We start from the raw sequence: 18033 nt of genomic DNA, 5'->3' as shown, positions 1-18033 counted from the left end.
TTTCCAAACATTGTCGAAAATCATCGAAAAATCTCGTTTATGAATTGATTTCACCCCGTACGTGAGCTTGTTCCTCTGCATCCGCCTTCATGGCCTGTACCCGCTTGACGGACTCTTTATCGCCCATTTGCTCCAGGAAAGCAATCCATTGATCATAATATTCTACCTTGTCAGGCTCAAGCTCGACCCGCTTCCGCAGCAGCGGCTCCTGCTCTGAACCATCCGCTTTCTCAAGGGCCCTGTCCAAATAACGCAAAAACCGGGAGCGGAACTCATACCTTCTGGGCACGGCCCAATCATAATGCTCCCTGTCCAGATAATCTCCCCTGTACAGCAGGACCGCCTCGCCGGTATGGACGGATGGATCTTCCATCAGCTCTTCAAGACGTTCCATATCGCTTGCCAATCCGTCAACCTGCATCCAGTAGCGTTCGTCCCCGAAGGTGACCATATCCGGGAAACCCGCAAGCTTCAGCATGCTGCGCAAATAATAGAGACTTGTGTGAAGGAGTCCTTGGGCCCGCTCAGGTAGATGGTCCGGCCATAAATGATCTAGAATATGATAACGGTATATGGGTTGGCCGCGGTGATGCCATAGATAGGCGAACAGCTCCTTCGTTTTCTTGGTGCGCCAGGTGAGCAATCTTCCGTCGGCCGTATACAGCTCAAGACTTCCAAGTATCTGCAGGCGCAGCCGGTCTCCGGCCGCACGGCTGCCCTTCCGCTGAACCTGATCTGCCTCGTCCGGTATGCTGTGAGTATTTTCCTTCCTGGCCTGCAGTCCGACATATCGCTCCAGAGCTTTAATAAGTCGCTCCTTGTTAACCGGTTTGAGCAAATAACCCAGTGCCTGCCTGTCAAATGCATCTATGGCATATTGCGCATGAGCGGTCACAAATACGATCTCCGCGCCCGGACAGCTGGACTTGAATGTCTCCGCTGCGGCCAGACCATTTACGCCCGGCATCTCAATATCCAGGAAAATCAGGCCGGGACGGAGCGAGGAAGCTTCTGCGAGCGCCTCGGACACCTGCTGAAATTTGCCGATTACCGATACGCCCCCGATCTCCAGAAGGCGGTTCTCCAGGGCCTCCAGGGCCATTTCCTCATCATCAACTAAGATTGTCTCAATCATTATGATCTTCCTCCGTTAAATAGAGCCTCACCCGGGTCCCTGCCCCCGTTTCGCTTTGAATCTCCAGTTTGCGGCCGTACAGCATCAGGAGCCGACGGTTGACATTGTCTATTCCCACACCACCGGCCTTGCCTTCTTCCAGCGCCTGCAGCCTCTCGCCGTCAATACCCATCCCATCGTCCGTGACTGTGATCTCGGCTCCGCCATCGATGAGCCGGGCAGCAATCTCCACGACGCCCATCCCAGACTTCGGTCCGACGCCATGACGTACTGCGTTCTCGACAATCGGCTGCAGAATCAGAGGCGGCAGCAGACAATCGAAATTGTCTTCAATCCGGTAGCTCACCTGCAGCCGTTCGCCGAAGCGAAGCTGCTCGATCGCCAGATATGCCTTGACCAGCTCCAGTTCGCGCCCGAACGTCACCAGCTCGCTATCGAACACAAAGGTGAACTTGGCTCTCAAGTAAGTGCTCAGATGCTCGATGGTATCCCGCAGCTTGTCTGTATCCTTGTAGCTCAGTCCGATCAGCGCATTCAGGCTGTTATAGAGGAAGTGGGGGGTAATCTGCGCCTGCAGGTAGTCCATCTCTCTTTGTACCGCATTTGCCGAGGATACCTTCATCGCCAGCAGCGAATGCAGCCTCGCCCGAAGCTCCGCCAGCTCGAACGGCTTCTGGAGGATATCATTGGCGCCTGCTGCAAAGGCTGCAATCAAATCTCCCGTCTGTCCCGATGCTGTGAGCATCAGGACGGGCATCTCTGCCAGGCTGTGCAGCTTCCTGATCTCGCGGCAGACATCCAGACCGGAGACGCCGGGCATCATCACATCAAGCAGCACTACGTCGGGACGCTGAGACCGGCGCAGGGCCGCCAGTGCCTCTTCTCCACTGGCTACCGCAGTATAGCCATATTTAAGCGCCTCGGCGGTGTCCGTCAAGATTTTGCGGTTGGAAAGCTCGTCGTCTACGATCAGCAAGTGGCAGCCCCCCATCCTGTTCGATTCCCTCGCAGATTCCGCATGAGGTTCGACCTTGCGCTCGGGGACCGCAGCTGCGGCAGCTTCGTCCTTGTATACGACGTCCATGTCCGCTGCAATCGGCAGTGTAAAGGTAAATGTAGAGCCGCCGCCAACCTTGGTATCCACTTCCATTCTGCCGTTCTGCAGCTCCACCAGCTTTCTCGAAATACTGAGTCCGAGGCCAAGTCCGCTGCGCCAGCCTTCCCCCTCTTCGCCCCAGCTGGAGAAGGGCCGAAATAGCGTCTCCAGCATGTCCGGAGGAATTCCACTGCCTGTATCCGTTACGGATACCGCAATCTCTCTGCCCCGGACTGCAGCCGAAACGCTGACCGTGCCGTGTGATGTGAACTTGATTGCATTCTCCATGAGGTTATGCAGAATCTGCCGGATTCGGTTCTCGTCCGCCCAAACATAAGGGAGCCCGCCTGGTATCCCGTTGACAAGCCGGACGTTTGGCTTGTCCTTAACCAGAGAAAGCGTCTCGATAACGAAACGAACCGACATGCCGATGTCCACAGGATTGTAATGAATGGAGAGCTGGCCATATCGAATCTTGTTCATATCAAGAATATCGTGGACAAGACCGGCCAGACGCCGTCCGACCTGGTGGAGAAGAAGGATATTGTCCCTGTGCGCCGGGTGCAAGGGGCGGTCCCCGTCATCCAGCAGCATCTGGGACAGATTAATGATGCCGTGCAGCGGCGTCCTCAGCTCATGCGACGTCTTGGCCAGAAACTCATCTTTCTGGCGGTCGTATGCGATCAGCTGCTTATTCAGCTTCTCATTCTTCATATAAGCGTCATGCAGCCGGTCGGTCATCAGAAGCGCTTGGGAAATAACAATCATCAGTGGCGAGAAAACCATATAATAAGGCGTGTCCAACGCGAAAAGATAACGCAGCTGTGCGTAAATCCACATCGTTAGAAGGGAGAATACGCCGAGCAGTAAAAATCCTGTGCCCTGAATCCCCCGCCTGCGGCTTTTGATGATAACGGTAAAAATGGTAGCGAAATAGAAAGTTGGCAGCAGTGCGTTAATTCCAAAGATATTGCCGTAATAACGGTTGGGCATGAATAATATGAGAAGCATATAGGCACACATCAGCATAGTAGTGAACTTTACCAAGCGATTACCCATCTTGCCTATATATTGGTAGATATACAGCATGAAAAAAAAGAAACAAATCGTCGGAAGAATCCACAGCAGCTTCTGCAGCCATAAGAACGGTAAGGACGGAAACATCGCGGCGAGCAGAATCTCATTGTCGATGCTGAAAAACACCCCTAATGTCAGACAAAACAAGCTGAAATACATCAGATGGGGTTCCCTCCGCCAATGCCGGAACATTCCTGCATAATAAAGACCGAATACAAGAAGAGCCGTGACCAGGATCATGTCGGACAGGCGTGCGTGGTCCCTTTGTTCCAGGATATCCTCTGCCCTCCCGAATTCAGGTACCTGCACCAATCCACCAGCAAGATTGTCAAAGCTTGCAACCTGAATCAGAATCTCCACAGATCCGACTGCAGCAGAAACTGTGCCCAAAAAAGGCAAATTGCTTGGGATGAAGTCTGCGGCCGACCGGGATGACCTGCCATTGCCGCCGAGGTCCTCACCATTTACATAGACATGGCTGGACAGACGTACCTTCTTCGCCCGGATACTGTACAAATCCGATGCGCTCACCCCAACCTTCAAGCGGTAGGTACCGAAGTCGGCCCCGCCGTCCCGGGCGAAGCTGCCGGGAACCTTGATGTAGGTTGGGACTCCCGGCGAACGGTCGCTGCCGAAAGCTTCGGGACCAAGCAGCTTACCCTCGTAAAATTCCCATTCCCCGCTAAGCGGGATAGGGCCCTGCCGGGCGAAATCCCACCCTTTTGCGTTAAGCACCCCTTGCCTCGCTTCGGGATAATCGGCCTGCGGCGTGAGCCAGCTGAGTATCAGAACAAGCATTAGGGCCGTGAAGATGCCGTTCATTAAAAGAAGCGTTGACTGTTGTCGGGTCATGGTTTCTCCTAATTTCTGCATATGTGAGATATGTCTGGGTTAATATGTGAATTGTATTACAAATAAGAGGCAACGGAAATAGAATTTTCCTGATAAAACGACAAATTCGGACAAACCGCCAATGGACGGCAGGTCTTCTATTGGAGAATATGCGGGGAAAGACATATACGCAGAAGAAGCGCCAGGAGTGAAACCGTAAAAAGTCCTCCGGGCGCATATAGTTGGACATTCAATCGGTAAGCTCTGCTTACGCCCACTTTGACTTTATAGCTTGGAAACTTCTTTCCTTGCCATACTGTATCACTAGTGGTAATGCAGCATCAATTGCTAGTCTTCCTTATTTCATAATCGAACCGTACTGGTTCAAAATGGACTGAAGCCCCGCCGCCGGCGCTTCCAGGGGAAAATATTCAAGACCCACATCACCATCATAACCGCTGGCCGAAATGGCAGCGAATACGGCTTCATAACGAATCTCCCCCGTATCCAGCTCATGACGCCCCGGATGTCCCGCAGCATGAAAATGCCCGATTGAGCCGGCATTTGCCGTAATAGTACGGATCAGATCGCCTTCGGTAACTTGTTGATGATAAATATCAAAAAGCACCTGGACATGCCGGCTTCCGACGGCATCGATAATAGCAAATGCCTCATCCGAACGCGCCAGGAAATAACCGGCATGATCGACCTTGAGGTTGAGCGGCTCCACCAGCAGCGTAATACCCGCCTCAGACAGCAGGGGAACGCACGCCTTCAGCCCGTCAATAAGCGATTGGCTCTGGCGTTCTCTGCTTACACCCTCAAGCTCGCTGCCTACCTGTGTAATCAGCTTGGAGCAGCCCAGCTGCCCGGCAACGGCGATCGACTCGCGCAAGCCCTCTATATATTCCTCACGCTTCGATTCGTCCACCAGGCTTTCGGATTTGGTACAGAAGCAGCTGATGGTCAGCCCGAGCGTATTCTTGAGCTCGGATAAAAGGTTCAGATCTTTATCCCACCAGCTCCAAAACTCAAACGTATCAAAGCCTGATTGCTTGATGGAAGTAAGCGCCTCCTCCAAGTTATATCCACGATAAACGGCATCCAAGCATATTGAAAGTCTCATTGGCAGCTCCCTTTTCTGTTGGTTATTCGTCAGGTCCGGGGAAATAGGGCATTTGATAGAGAAGTTCACCCTGCTTGTTGATAGACCCTGACTGGATAAAGCAAGAGTAATCCCCTCCCTACTGTTTGTCAATTCATATAATCACCTTCCTTTGCTATGGGCTTTGTGATTTCGTATCCTTGCCCACAGGAAAAACCCCGGAATCCTGAAGCGGATTCCGGGGCAGTTCCAGACCGTTGGTCTCTTCCCAATCGTGACGAGCGAATGGTCAATCTTGCTGCTCCATCCACAACTCCATAAGCTTATGATGCTGCGCTTGTTCCACTTCCCGCTCGCCCCATCTGATGAGAAGCTGATCGTGAACGCCCTCCAGCTCCAAACGCTGCAGCTCTTCATCGAGCCGGGCAAGCTTCGCTTCAAGCTCAGCAATCTCAAGCTCCAGCTGTTCGCGCCGGTGGACGGTTACCTGTGCCGCCGCTGCGTCGCTTGCATCAGCCGCCGTTTCCGGCTGGCGCCTGCGCGGCGCAGCCTTGGTTTCCTTCCCGGCTGCGCGCAGCGGCTCCTCTACCTGCAAGGATGGTATGCCGCATTTCTCCTTGTAATCCTCATAATTGCCAAGATATGCGGCAATCCTGCCCTGCTTCAGTTCCCATACGCGTTTCGCCAGCCGGTTAATGAAATACCGGTCATGGGAAATGGCCAGCACCGTCCCCGGGAATTCCTCCAGCGCTTCCTCCAAGGCTTCCCTTGACGCGACATCAAGATGGTTGGTCGGCTCATCCAGCAGAAGCAGGTTCGGCTTCCTCCTTACAAGCAGGGCCAGCCGCAAACGCGACCATTCACCGCCAGAGAGTTTATTCAGCGGTTTGAACACGTCGGCGCCATAGAACAGGTAGCGCGCCAGCACATGCCGCGCTTCACCTTCCTCCAAGCCGCCTTCCGTACGGAAAAACTCCAGCACGCTCTGCTTGTTGTCTTTCACCGGCTCCTGCTGTGCCAAATAACCGATTTCCACACGAGCTCCGCGCTCCACTTCGCCTGCTTCCGGTTCTATCTCGCCCAATAGCAGCTTGAAAAGCGTTGTTTTCCCGGATCCGTTGTCGCCGAGCAGCACGACTTTCTCACCGTACAGCAGGCTCCCACCGGCCCCGTTCAAGATCACCCGGTCCGCGAATTTCTTGACTACACCCTCGAATGCGACCACTCTGCGGCCCGAACGCTCACGAGGGGACAGCTCGAAGTCTACCGAATTGCGTTCCAGGACGGGACGTTTGATTTTCTCCATCTTCTCCAGAGCTCTTCGAATCGAGGCAGCCCGTTTGAAAAATTTCTCGTTGTCTCCGATCCGCCCCCATTCCTCCAGCTTGCGGATCGTCTCTTTCATTTTCTTTATCAGCTTCTGCTGCTCCTGGTACTGCGCAAACTGCTGCAGAAGAAGCATCTCCTTCTCTTTCATATACCCGCCGTAATTGGTCAAATAGGTATGGGCTTCGCCATCCTCCAGCTCGATCATTTTGGTGCAGACGGCATCCAGAAAATAACGGTCATGCGACACGATGACATATGCCCCGTCATACCGCTGCAGAAACTGTTCCAGCCACTCGATCCCCGCCAGATCCAGGTGATTCGTCGGCTCATCGAGCAGCAGCAGAGCCGGGCGGACAACCAGCTGGGACGCCAGCACGATACGCGTCTTCTCTCCCCCGGACAAGCCCCCGAATACCCGCTGATCGCGGCTGCGGTCAATTTGCAGGCCGCTGGCTACCTGATCGATAACCGTATCCATCTCGTAGCCTCCGGATTGCTCGAAACGCTCCTGGAGACGTGCATACGATCCCAGCAGCTGCTCCATCATAGCGGGAGCAGCCGCCGCTTCATGACCGGACATCCGCTGCTCCAGAGCCGACATTTCCTGCTTGACGGCCATCAGCTCCCGATAACCGTAGGCCAACACCTCATAAACGGTCAGCTCCTCAAATTCGGCAGGAATTTGCGGCATATACCCGATTTGCAAATCCTTCCGGATCGTCAGCATCCCCCCGTCCGCTTGCTCGTGGCCGGATATTAAGCGGAGCAGCGTTGATTTTCCGCTGCCGTTGCAGCCGATCAGGCCGACCTTCTCATTTTCTTGAACCTGCAGCGTTACCCCGTCCAAAACAAGGTTTGCCGCATGGTATTTTTTTATCTGCTGAACATTGACAATGATCATATTAAAAGCCTCCTGGTGGCAGAAGACCCTAACTTCAAGGCACAAAAAGAGCCGCGGCAACAAGCCCGCGGCCCTTACGGATGGTCAAGCGATCCGTGTGATTAAGGTAGGCGTCTTCTCGCGAATGGTTGAAACGTATTAGCGTCATTGGACAGACTGATCCCGTTCGCGGGAAATGCATGAACAATGCCAGCCGTAGCAATCGGCAGCTGGCTAATACGATTGTTAACCCATTCGTGATTCAACGCCCTCACCTCCAAGCTCACTAGTCACTTCAAAATAACATAAATCATCGTGTCATGGCAACTTGTGATGCCTAATCGGGCTGCTGCTGCAAAATATGGGAAATCTGAGTGAGGTGAATCCTGTCTTCAGCTCCGCGGACGTCCTGAAGCCTTCGCGGTTGTTTCGATGAATTAGTTTACTTATTTTTGTCGGAGATCCGGATCCGGCTGATCAGCAAATCGTAATGCGCGATCAGTTCTTCAGACGGACGGATGCCGAGCTCCCGGCTGAGAAGCCGCACATAGCCGGTATACAGGGCCGTTAATCCTTTTTTGTCTCCGGCCATCTCCCGGATCGTCATCAGTTGGCGCATGACCGTTTCGTCAAGCGGATTGCGCTCGTTCAGCTTCATCAGCAGCTTTGATGCGGAGGTTGTATCCTCCAGCGAGATCAGCGCGGCGGCCAACCGTTTGACGAACGAAGCATACAATTGCGCATAATGCTCCGTCTCTTGAATCGCCCACACATAGGCCTTGTCCCCGAACAGATCGCCTGTGTACAGCCGCTCAATCTGCTGCGCTTTCTCTACGTTCCCGGCATCGATGGACGGAAGCGATCCCGCCTGGCTTTCGAATTCCGCGTAATCGATAACGGCATCCTTCAATTCGAGCGCATACCCATCGTTCTCCGAGCATACGGCCTCGCGCAGGCCAAGAGGCGCCAAAGACTTGCGCAATTGATAGACGGTGGTATTGAGATATTTCTCCGCATTGGCCTGGTGCATCCCTCCGAAAATATCCGACACGAGCCGCGAACGGGGAATGCGTTTGCCGCGGTAAAGCAGCAAATAAGCGAACAGCTCTGCACATTTGCGCGAGATCCACTTGACGCGGCCAGCCCCGCTGCTCACGACGACATCGCCGAGCATCGTCAGGACAATCTTGCCGGGATCTGCGGATGCCGGAGCCGGAAACGACGGTGTATGAAGACTCCGCCTGTTCGCCAATGCACGATCGACTGACCGCTGCAGCCGTTCCCGGGAGACGGGTTTGACCACATAGTCCAGCACGGACAAATCGTATGCGTTCAAGGCAAATTCCTTATGCGACGTGACGAAAACAACCTGGATCGGCGAACCCGAAGCGTCCAGTTTGGCGGCGAACTCCATGCCACTCTCGCCCGGCATGGAAATATCCACGAAAACCAGTCCGATGTCTGCATTCTCTTTCAGAAACGAGGAGGCGGACTTCGTGTCCGTGAAAGCGCCCGCCACTTGGATCCCCGGCAGCTTGACCAACATTTTGCGCAAAATCAAATGCATTGTCGGCTCATCGTCTATCAAAATGACCTTCATCCTATTCCCGCCTCCGCTTCCCCATAGTCGAATGCGATCCGGCCGCCAGCCGATCCGGGAAGCGTGAAGAAGAAGGTCGTGCCGATCCCCGGCAAGCTGTCAAACCACAGGCTCCCACCATGAATGCGAATGAACTCACGGGTGAGTACCAGTCCAAATCGTGTATCACCCGAATCATCCCCGGTTGACTGGAACTTGAAGAAGGGCTCCTCCAGTCGGAGCATTTCCGACGTCTTCTCGTCAATTCCGGATCCATTGTCGCGTACGCTCACCATGACCCGGTCGCCTTCCAGGGCAGCCCCGATCTCAATCACACCGCCAATTCCGGTAAACTTGATGGCATTCGATATCAAATTCCGCAAGATAAGATCCAGCATCTCTTTATCGGCGCTGACCGTAAGCATATCGTCGATCCGCTCGGTCATCCGGATCTGCTTCATTCCAGCCTTCGCCGCGGCAAGCGACAACGCCTGACGGACGACCTGCTGCAAATTCCAGCCTGACGGGCGAAATACGACCTTCCCCTTTTGACCGCGGTACCAATCCAGCAAATTCTCCACAAGATGAAAGGTGCTCTGCACCTGTCCCTGAAGCTCCCGGACAAGTTCGGCATGTTCGTAATCAGCCGCGGTCAGCTCCTCTCCGAGCAACTCGGTCAAGCTGACCAGAAGCGCGATCGGATCGCGAATGTCATGCGCCACGACCGTGAACAGCTTGTCCTTGAAGGCGTTCAGCTCGGATAGCTGCCTGGCGTTCTCGCGCAGCCGGGCCTCGTTTTCCTTCAGCTCCGTAATATCATTGAACATCAGCATTTTGCCGATCGGCACCTCGCCCGAATCGTAGATGAACGATAAGCTGCAATTGTAATGCTTATTCCGGCTGCCATCAAACCGGTGGAACGCGAAACGTTCGTCCCCGTCAGATGCCGCGCGAATGCGCTCGATCAGTTCCGGGCAGTCTGACAACACTGCGCCCATATCGGCGGGATAACGTTTCGTCCGAAGAAGTTCGGGGAGCACCTCTTCGGCTGCTCTGTTGTAGCTGACGATCTCGTTCTCATAATCGAGCAGGAGGACCCCGTCGCGGATCGTTTGGAACACTTTTGCGAGCGCCAGCGGAGTCAAACGAAGAAGATTGAATCTTAAAATCCCCCACGCGTAAGCCAGACCCGACACGGCGAACCCGAACGGGGTCAAATCGACGTTCATTCCGGACCATAAAAGCAGATTGAGCAGCATGGGTGCGATCGCGCCCAGAAGGAGGATGATAATTTGTTTGCGCACGATCGGCAAAGCCTGCCAATACATCGGTATAAATAACAGAATCCCGCAAAGCAGAACAAAATAATTATAGGCGGTATGCAGCATATATCCTGGCCCTTTGACCGTTAAATACAAGGGAACGGAAGCATCGGCATTCCGCATATATCGCTCGTAAACAAGATGATGCCAATCATTGGTTAAATGGAGGAAAAAGATAACAAAGGGGACAATAAACAACACGAGAGCGAGACGCTTGCGGTACCGGACAGCCGTTCCGGTAAATTGTATGACTTGAAACAGCCAGAGCGTGGAGATGAATGGGATGCCCAGGTATTCGATTTGCAGCGCCAGCTTCACATCATACAGACTCAGACTCAATACCTCGAATGCATATCCCACGGAATAAAAAATCGCAGCCAGCATGATCAGAATCATTGTCCTGGCGACGGGCAGATGGCGTTTCCGGTACGATAAAACAGTGACGAATATCATCAAAGCCGTTGCGATAAAAAGCAATACCGACATCCATAGTCTAGTGTCCAAGGCCGCGGCTCCCCTGCATGAAATAAAAAATCGAACCGGGCGTTTCGGGCATGCCCCACAATAGCTTGATTATTGAATCCGGTCACCCTTCATTATATTTTATAGCTATCGGGCTTGCATAGATTAGTTTTCAAGTGCCGCTTCAATGCTTGTGTTACAACTTATTGGCTCGATTCCCTGATACTGCCATTGAAGCTGCTTTTGCTCATCGTAACCATCCCGAAAAAAATGTGCGCTCATCCCTATTGCTTAAGAACCTGTTTCTACGATTACATGGGGACAACGCATACGTAATTCCATAAGAAAAGCCTCTTGATCGAGCGGAGACACATGAACAAAATCATAGCTGCCGTAATGAATTTCAACTCTGCGGCTGGAGGTGGCCATACTTGACATCCATGATCGGATTGGCTTCGCTTTCTTTACACTGTCGAAGGAAATGGACTTTTTAAACGGTCCGGTCCGAATAAACAATTCGGAATCATTGATCACGTAGGATGTGGCAACCCATAACCAGGCGATAAAACCAGCGCATGCCAGGCAAAGTATAAGTAAAATCATTCCGCCAATCGGCCCTATACCCTCGTTGAAGAAAGGCGATAGTCCCGCGAATACCATTAAAATGACACACGCCCAAATCACGATCGATAACCACGGGTCTCTTCTTGTAATAAATTTCACGGATGCTGCTCCTCCCCGACTAAACCCCTTCGTATTTCGCCAATATTTTGTGGATATAGGTTCTAAAAGCTTCCCGAACTTCGGGCGGCTCGATGACCTCGCATTTGTCTCCAAACCTCAAAAGCACATCATAACCGAATTCATTATTGATAATGGGGAATGTCGCCAGACAGCTATCCCCCTCCGCGCTTATAATATGGTCCTCGCCGTATCTTTCAATCACCTTGTCTTTGACCGATAAGGCTACCCGTATCGTGACCGGCACCCAATCCCGGTTCATCCAATCTGCTCCGTCCATGACAAGAGGAGAAAAATCACGGGGAACAAACAGGTCCGGCCGCACATCAAGCCCGCTCATCCGAGCCAATTTAAATATCCGGTAATCCACTTTATGGATGCAAAAAGCTTGCAAATACCAACTGCTTTCTTTAAAAACAACCCGGTACGGCTCGACTTTCCTGGTGGTCACGCGGCCGTCCTTATCGATATAATCGAAAGCCAAATACCGATTTTCGTTGATGCCGGTTTCGATGCTGCTCAACAGCTTGCGCAAGGAATGATTTCCTTGATTTAAGGATAAATCGACCGTGAATCTGCTTTCTTGTTCCGACTGTCCGCCTCCCTCACGGCTCATACTGTTCAGCTTCTCCAGAATATGCACAATGTCTTTATGATCGTACAGTTGTTTGTAGCTGCTCACGCTTGACGCCAGTGTTTGAACATCCTTGGGCGTGAACAGTTTTTTATCTATTTTATACGATTTCATTAGGCCAACCCCGCCCGTTGCTCCCTGAGTAGTGAAGACCGGCAGGCCAGCCATCGTTAGCGTGTCGATATCCCGGTAGATCGTTCTTCTGCTTACCTCGAACTTTTTGGCAAGCTCACCGGCACTCATCACTTCTTTCTCCAGAAGAATCATGATCATGGAGACTAGCCGCTCTATTTTCATCACATTCACCTCAATCTTAAGTATGCCATAACGTTGTCATATATGGCATGCTACGCTGTAGTTGTATCTGAAAAAAGCAGAGGAGGAAATGAAAATGAGCAACTTCAGAGTTGAAAAAAAGGAAGGTTTTCGTCTACTAGGCTTTAAAACGGTTTTAGAGGGGGGCAACGTCCATTCGCCTCAATACACGAATCAGAAAACCGAATTCTTTAAAGGGGTCCTTCAAAACGGGCAGATGGCACTCCTTCGCCCGCTTGCTGAAACCTCTTACGGCTATGCGGCAGTCGCGTTGGAACAAGGGAGTGTATTCTATTATGCAGGCGTTCAAACCTCACAACCTGCACCGGATCAAACAGGAGAGGTCCTATTTCCGGATAGTGACTATTTGGTCCTTACGGGAAACGGTGGTCTGTCGCGCCTGGCCTTCGACAAGCTGGAGGATCAGGCCTTCCATGAAATCTTGACGAATGAATACGAATGGGAATATACTGGCGCTCCTGTTGCAGAAATTCTTCTGAATGGGAATCCGTCCGATGCCCAGGTTGAAGTGTGGGTACCCGTAAAGAAACGGAACTAGCTGGCGGGAATTGCCTTTCAAGGACGTCGGAACAAAGTCGTTCTTGCGGCCCCAAAGCGGGGAACCGGTGCAACCGGAACAGGAGGGATGGGTTTGGGATGCTTTGAAGAACGATTATTTCGATTGATACCAGTTGCATGGGGGAAGAATAGGCGATCCGATCGGCGTGGTGCATTCGAGGAATTAAAGCGGCAGGTAAAAATCAGGGGAAGTCCGATTCTCTCTCGCTTCCCCGCTTTGAAGAGGTCCCGGCAGGAAACACCGCGCTTCTCTTACCTGCCGTTCCAGCACGAAACTTTAGGCAAATCTCTCCATGCGACCGGTTGTAACGCACGGTATTCGATCCGGCGGCATTCGCCCGGCATCAGATCGAAATAATTGTCGGACAGCAGCAATTCCTCTTCGATCGCAACTACCCGCGCATACGTATTCGTTGCAATCTCGATCACCCCGGTACGGTCATCATGCGGCACACAGTTTACCCTGAGAGTCGCCTCGGGCAGCGTCAGATCTTTCGGCAGCACATCGAAATAAATAGTGCGGTCGTTATTCGCGGCGGATCCCGGAGTTGACCGTTCATCCGGCTGCCAGAACGCTTCGACGACAACGTCGCTCACGCCGGGAAGCAAGCCCGCCTCGGCTTTGCTCACCTTTCCGATCATAAGCGAAGCGTTGGCCGGCGCCACAAGCCGGAAGTTCCGTTCGCTGAGGGATTCGCCATTCGTCCTGGCAGCACGGACGATAATCGCGCCGGATTGATCGTACCGTGTGTCGTTCGATATCCATACGCCCAGCTCTTCCCCGCGATTTTCCAGCGATACCATAAACGGCTTGAACGCCTTCTTCGCCCCGTAATAGCCGGCCTTGGGCAAGCCGTAATAATCGACCATCGCGCAGCCGCTGGCAGGCCAGCAATCGCCGTACATCCAGAACAGCAGCCCGCTGGTCGCATATTTGCGCCGACGGTAATGCTCGCCCATCAGCCGTGCGAACTCATACTGCACGTACTCCAGCTTCTTCACCCGGGCAAGCGGATTGCCGTCAGCGCCGAACAAATCATGGGCGGTCTTCTCCAGCATCCGGTAATGCGTCAGCTCATCCTGGCCGTTATAAGGATTGTCCTTCGTCCGGAACTCCCACATCGCCGCCGCTTCGTCCGTCACATCCTCCATCGTCATCATCTTCAGCAGCGAAGCAAGCGGAGGAGCGCCGACCACGACGCTTTCGCTTAAGAAGCGCCCGCGCCCCTCGCAGATCCGTTCGCGGTAATCCGTCATGTCGCCAAGAATAAATTGCGGGTCGTACCAAGTGGAATAATGGCAATCGCCTTCATCCTCGCTGTTGAAAGGCTTTCCCCCATAAGGCGAGGTCGGAAAGAACGGCCGGGTCGGATCCAGCTCGGCGCATAATGGCGCCGTCACCTGCGCGCATATATACTTGCCGGCATAATCGTCCTCGGCGTTGTTGTGCATGGCGAGTTCATTGTCCCCGCAAAAGAACACAAGGCTCGGATGATTGCGCAAGCTCCTGACGACCTGGGCCACTTCCGCATTCATTTCATCCAGGAACCACTGCTCGCGCTCGGGATAATGCGCGCATGCCATCATGAAATCAAGCGAAACCATAATGCCGAGCCGGTTGCATGCCGCCCAGAACGCCGGCAGCTCGTACGTCCCCCCGCCCCATACCCGCAGCATGTTCATATTTCCGTCGACGAGCATCTGCAGCAAATGGTCGTAGCGCTCCGGCGAGACAGCTGACGGGAACGGATCGGCTGGCACCCAATTGCCGCCCTTGGCGAAGATTCGCTCACCGTTGATGACGATTGTAAACGATCTGCCTTGCGCATCGGCAAGCTGCTCCACCTCGACCATGCGTATGCCGATTTCGTCGCTGCGCTCGTCGGCTCTCTTGCCGTCCGCAGAGAGCAGCGCGGTCCGCAGCGTATACAGCTCCGGAAGACCGTATCCGGCCGGCCACCAGAGACGGGGACTTTCAAGCTCGAAGCTGCCGCGGAGCATGACAACCTCGCCTTCACTGTCTCCGTCCCCTTCTCCCCTACTCCCTTTTCCCTCGTCGTCCGGCTTGCCGCTCTCCTGTTCCGCAAGCCATTCGTCGCATGACCGACTGTTCTCCCATACGATCCGCCCATCAGGGGCGATCAGTTCCAACTGCAGCCGGCTGCCGCGCGCGCGCGGCAGCACCGCAGCTTCCCATTCCAGCCTGGCCGTCCCGCCACCGGAGCGAAGCGATGCCGCACCCGCTTCAAGCCCGACCGTGCGCATACATACGTCTTCAATCACACCTTCCGGCGCCGTCTCCGCATAGACCGGCCGCCAAATGCCGTAGCTGACAAGCCGATGCACCCAATCCCAGCCAAAAGAGCACTGCATTCTGCGCACGAACACCCGGTCTTCAGAGAAAAGCGACATGTAGCGACCGACGTCTTTATCCTTCATATAGGCCGGGATGGATGTGAAGCGCACCTCCAGCCGATTGCTGCCGTCCAGCAGCGCTTCCTTGGCGGCGAAAGAGTGCGCAATAAACATATTCGCGGCTGTACCGAGCGTTATGCCGTTCAAGCTGATGGAGGCGACCGTATCCAGTCCTTCGAAGGTGAGTACGGCATGATCCCGATCCCGCCCCTCTGGCCAGATAAACTCGGTCTCGTACAGCCAGTCGAACGATTCGACCCACTGCGTCTGCAGCGCCTGATCCCGCCATAACGGATCGGGGATCAGTCCCTCCCGAAGCAGATCGGTATGCACGTGGCCCGGTACCGTGCCGTTGATCGGACCGACGATCTCTCCATTCTCTCCGAATCCCGTTATGGTCCAGTTGTCGTTTAATTGTATCCGCGATTTCATCGTATAGTCAGCCCCCGTTCGCCCAGTGATGTCCGTTCCTGCTTGCCGTCATTGCGATCTTATCCGTTCGGAGAGCCTGCGGAACATGCTGCCCCACAGCTTGATCTTGCCCGCCTCGTCCACAAGTCCGCTTCTTCTCGTAGCGTCCATCGCCGTCGGCACGTCGGCATAGCCCCAGGTCAGCCAGCCACAGGCCAGGTCCTGCGTCCCCTCGACAACCATGCGCAGCCACTCCGTCTGCACCTCTTCCGTGACAAAAGGCAGCTGCTCTCCCCACGAAAACACTTCCCCGCCGCCGTACCAGCCGAATTCCTCGATCACGAGCGGCTTGCCTGCCCGCGCGTTGCTCAGGGAGGAACGGATCATCGCGATATTGCGCTCGACAGGATCGCCGTCCTTCCGCGGCTGTACATGCTCCGTAGAAGAATAAGGGTACCAATGCAGCGCGATATAATCCAGCAAATGGGCCAGCTTGGCAGCATGGAAGCCGGGCAGCGTATGGCGCTGCCCGGCCCCGTGCGGCAGCGAAAGCTGGTGAAAACCGATCGTAATCAGCCGCTGCGGGTCGCTCTCGCGGATGGCCCCGGTCATAGCCGCTGTCCACGTTTCGACAAGCTGCTCCCGCAGCAATTGATAGCGTTCATGCGCCGAGCCGTCCGCCGCCGCGTTTTCTTCCATCGCCGGGGGCTCGCCGCCCCAGTGCTTCCTTAGCAGCGGACTGTCCCATTTCAGCCACGGCTCATTGAGCAGATCGAAGCTGAAGAGCGCCGGCTCGCCGCGGTAATGCGCCGCGAATTGCCGCCAGAACCGCTGCAGCCGATCCATCCATTCGTCATGCAGGAAGAACGCGTTCGCTTCGCCGTCGAAATACGCGGACGCCCAGTCCGGAACGCCCTCCCACAGGTCGGGACCGGTAAATTCAACCCGGATGCCATGCTCCCTGGCGATCGCAAGCATCCGGTCCGCCTTGACCATCCCCTCCTCCGGCAGCTCTCCCGATTCGTCCATAAACGAAGCCGCCGTCAGAAACACGCGAACCGTATTCACCCCAAGCTCTTCCATTTGCGCAAAATGACGCTTCACCCGCCCGGCGTCGAATTGCTGCCAAATATGCGGCGCCCAGCCTGTCAGCGGATCGAAATAATTGCAGCCTAGCGGCGTGTATGCCCGCCCCGTGCCCTGCTCCGCGAATCCTGCGCCGCCTGGCGTCACCTGAATGTTTTTCATCCTCTGCCTCATCTCCTTGAATCACGAATTATAATTTCAACCCTGAGGAAGCGAGCCCCTCGACATAATATTTGCTGGCGAACGTAAACAGTAGAATAAGCGGTATGGACGCAATAAAGTAGGCCGCGAACAGCGCCGGATAATTGATCAGCACGCCGCCACCGCCCAATTGAACGGAGAAATTGCGCAAGGCCAGCGTAATGACATATTTCTTCGGATCGGTCAAGATGATCGACGGCCCGATCAGATCATTCCATACCCCCACAATATGCATAACGGCCAAGGTAGCCAGAATTGCATAGGAGAGCGGGACGGCAATTTTATAATACAGCTTGAAATTGCCGCAGCCGTCCATCCTCCCCGCCTCGAACAAATCCTCCGGTATCGAAGCGAAGAAGCCGCGCAACAGAAATATGCCGAAGATCGGTGTGCTGAATATGCTCGGCCAAATGATTCCCCACAGCGAATTGTCCAGCCCGAGCTGCTTGATCAGCAAATACCAGGGGACAAGCCCCAATATGCCGGGAACCATCATTAAGGCAATGATGAAATAGAAAATCACTTCCTTGCCGTAAAAACGTATCCGGGCAAAAACGAAGCCGCCGAGCGAGGACAGAAACACCCCTCCGGCCGTGGACACGACCGCGACGAAAATCGTGTTCCAGAATGCCCGGCCCACTTCCTCCCAGGCATACTGCATATTGATAAACCAAAACGGGAGGGCCGGCCCCCATTTGTTGTACTCCCAGGTGAGCGAATCCTTCGTAAAGCCGAACAGAAGGATCGTGATCGGATAGAGCGACATCACGATCAGCAGGATGATGATCAGATGAAGGGTCCATTGTCCGGCCTGTTTTTTCAGAAACAGCATGCC

At 54.1% G+C, this 18033-nt stretch carries 13 protein-coding genes; 1 reads left to right on the top strand and 12 read right to left on the bottom strand.

Going from position 1 to position 18033, the window contains the following annotated elements; all coding sequences use genetic code 11:
* Positions 1–37: 37 nt before the first annotated feature.
* The 9 genes from IEY46_RS26915 to IEY46_RS26875 form a co-directional block, all read right to left on the bottom strand.
* Positions 38–1135, bottom strand: a complete 1098-nt coding sequence (locus IEY46_RS26915) for a response regulator (protein WP_188996997.1) — start codon at positions 1133–1135, stop codon at positions 38–40.
* A complete protein-coding gene (locus tag IEY46_RS26910; protein WP_229750564.1) occupies positions 1128–4160 on the bottom strand; it encodes a hybrid sensor histidine kinase/response regulator in 3033 nt (1010 codons plus the stop codon). The genes IEY46_RS26915 and IEY46_RS26910 overlap by 8 nt, the downstream gene beginning before the upstream one ends.
* A gap of 337 nt (positions 4161–4497) precedes the next feature.
* Entirely contained in the window at positions 4498–5265 is a 768-nt protein-coding gene (locus IEY46_RS26905; protein WP_188996994.1) for a hydroxypyruvate isomerase family protein, read from the bottom strand.
* A 268-nt stretch (positions 5266–5533) separates the two neighbouring features.
* Entirely contained in the window at positions 5534–7474 is a 1941-nt protein-coding gene (gene abc-f, locus IEY46_RS26900) for a ribosomal protection-like ABC-F family protein (RefSeq protein WP_188996992.1), read from the bottom strand.
* 101 nt (positions 7475–7575) lie between these two features.
* Complete coding sequence (locus IEY46_RS26895; protein WP_188996991.1) at positions 7576–7719, bottom strand: hypothetical protein; 144 nt, start codon at positions 7717–7719, stop codon at positions 7576–7578.
* A 176-nt stretch (positions 7720–7895) separates the two neighbouring features.
* Positions 7896–9053, bottom strand: a complete 1158-nt coding sequence (locus IEY46_RS26890) for a response regulator (protein WP_188996989.1) — start codon at positions 9051–9053, stop codon at positions 7896–7898.
* Complete coding sequence (locus IEY46_RS26885) at positions 9050–10858, bottom strand: sensor histidine kinase (protein ID WP_229750563.1); 1809 nt, start codon at positions 10856–10858, stop codon at positions 9050–9052. Before IEY46_RS26885 ends, IEY46_RS26890 begins: the two co-directional genes overlap by 4 nt.
* Positions 10859–11107: 249 nt before the next feature.
* Positions 11108–11539, bottom strand: coding sequence for a PH domain-containing protein (locus IEY46_RS26880; RefSeq protein ID WP_188996985.1), 432 nt, complete (start codon positions 11537–11539; stop codon positions 11108–11110).
* Between the two features lie 19 nt (positions 11540–11558).
* Positions 11559–12488: a helix-turn-helix transcriptional regulator gene (locus tag IEY46_RS26875; RefSeq protein WP_188997227.1), complete on the bottom strand. Its 930-nt coding sequence runs from the start codon at positions 12486–12488 to the stop codon at positions 11559–11561.
* A 94-nt stretch (positions 12489–12582) separates the two neighbouring features.
* Here IEY46_RS26875 and IEY46_RS26870 point away from each other — a divergent pair, with 94 nt between their 5' ends.
* On the top strand, positions 12583–13065 hold the full coding sequence (locus IEY46_RS26870; protein ID WP_188996983.1) for a GyrI-like domain-containing protein: 483 nt from the start codon (positions 12583–12585) through the stop codon (positions 13063–13065).
* A gap of 272 nt (positions 13066–13337) precedes the next feature.
* Here IEY46_RS26870 and IEY46_RS26865 read toward each other — a convergent pair whose 3' ends face one another.
* Genes IEY46_RS26865 through IEY46_RS26855 form a run of 3 tightly spaced genes read right to left on the bottom strand, consistent with a single transcriptional unit; the run spans position 13338 to position 18030 of the window.
* The gene (locus IEY46_RS26865) at positions 13338–15932 is read right to left on the bottom strand and encodes a beta-mannosidase (RefSeq protein ID WP_188996981.1); all 2595 of its coding nucleotides are present in this window, start codon (positions 15930–15932) and stop codon (positions 13338–13340) included.
* A 48-nt stretch (positions 15933–15980) separates the two neighbouring features.
* On the bottom strand, positions 15981–17159 hold the full coding sequence (locus IEY46_RS26860; protein ID WP_188996980.1) for a cellulase family glycosylhydrolase: 1179 nt from the start codon (positions 17157–17159) through the stop codon (positions 15981–15983).
* Positions 17160–17187: 28 nt separating this feature from the next.
* Positions 17188–18030 (bottom strand): carbohydrate ABC transporter permease, encoded by an 843-nt coding sequence (locus tag IEY46_RS26855; RefSeq protein ID WP_188996978.1) that lies wholly within the window; start codon positions 18028–18030, stop codon positions 17188–17190.
* Positions 18031–18033: the final 3 nt, after the last annotated feature.

The sequence above is a fragment of the Paenibacillus nasutitermitis genome (assembly GCF_014641075.1).
Classification (GTDB): Bacteria; Bacillota; Bacilli; order Paenibacillales; family Paenibacillaceae; genus Paenibacillus_Z; species Paenibacillus_Z nasutitermitis.
This window is presented reverse-complemented; position numbering and strand designations above follow the sequence as displayed.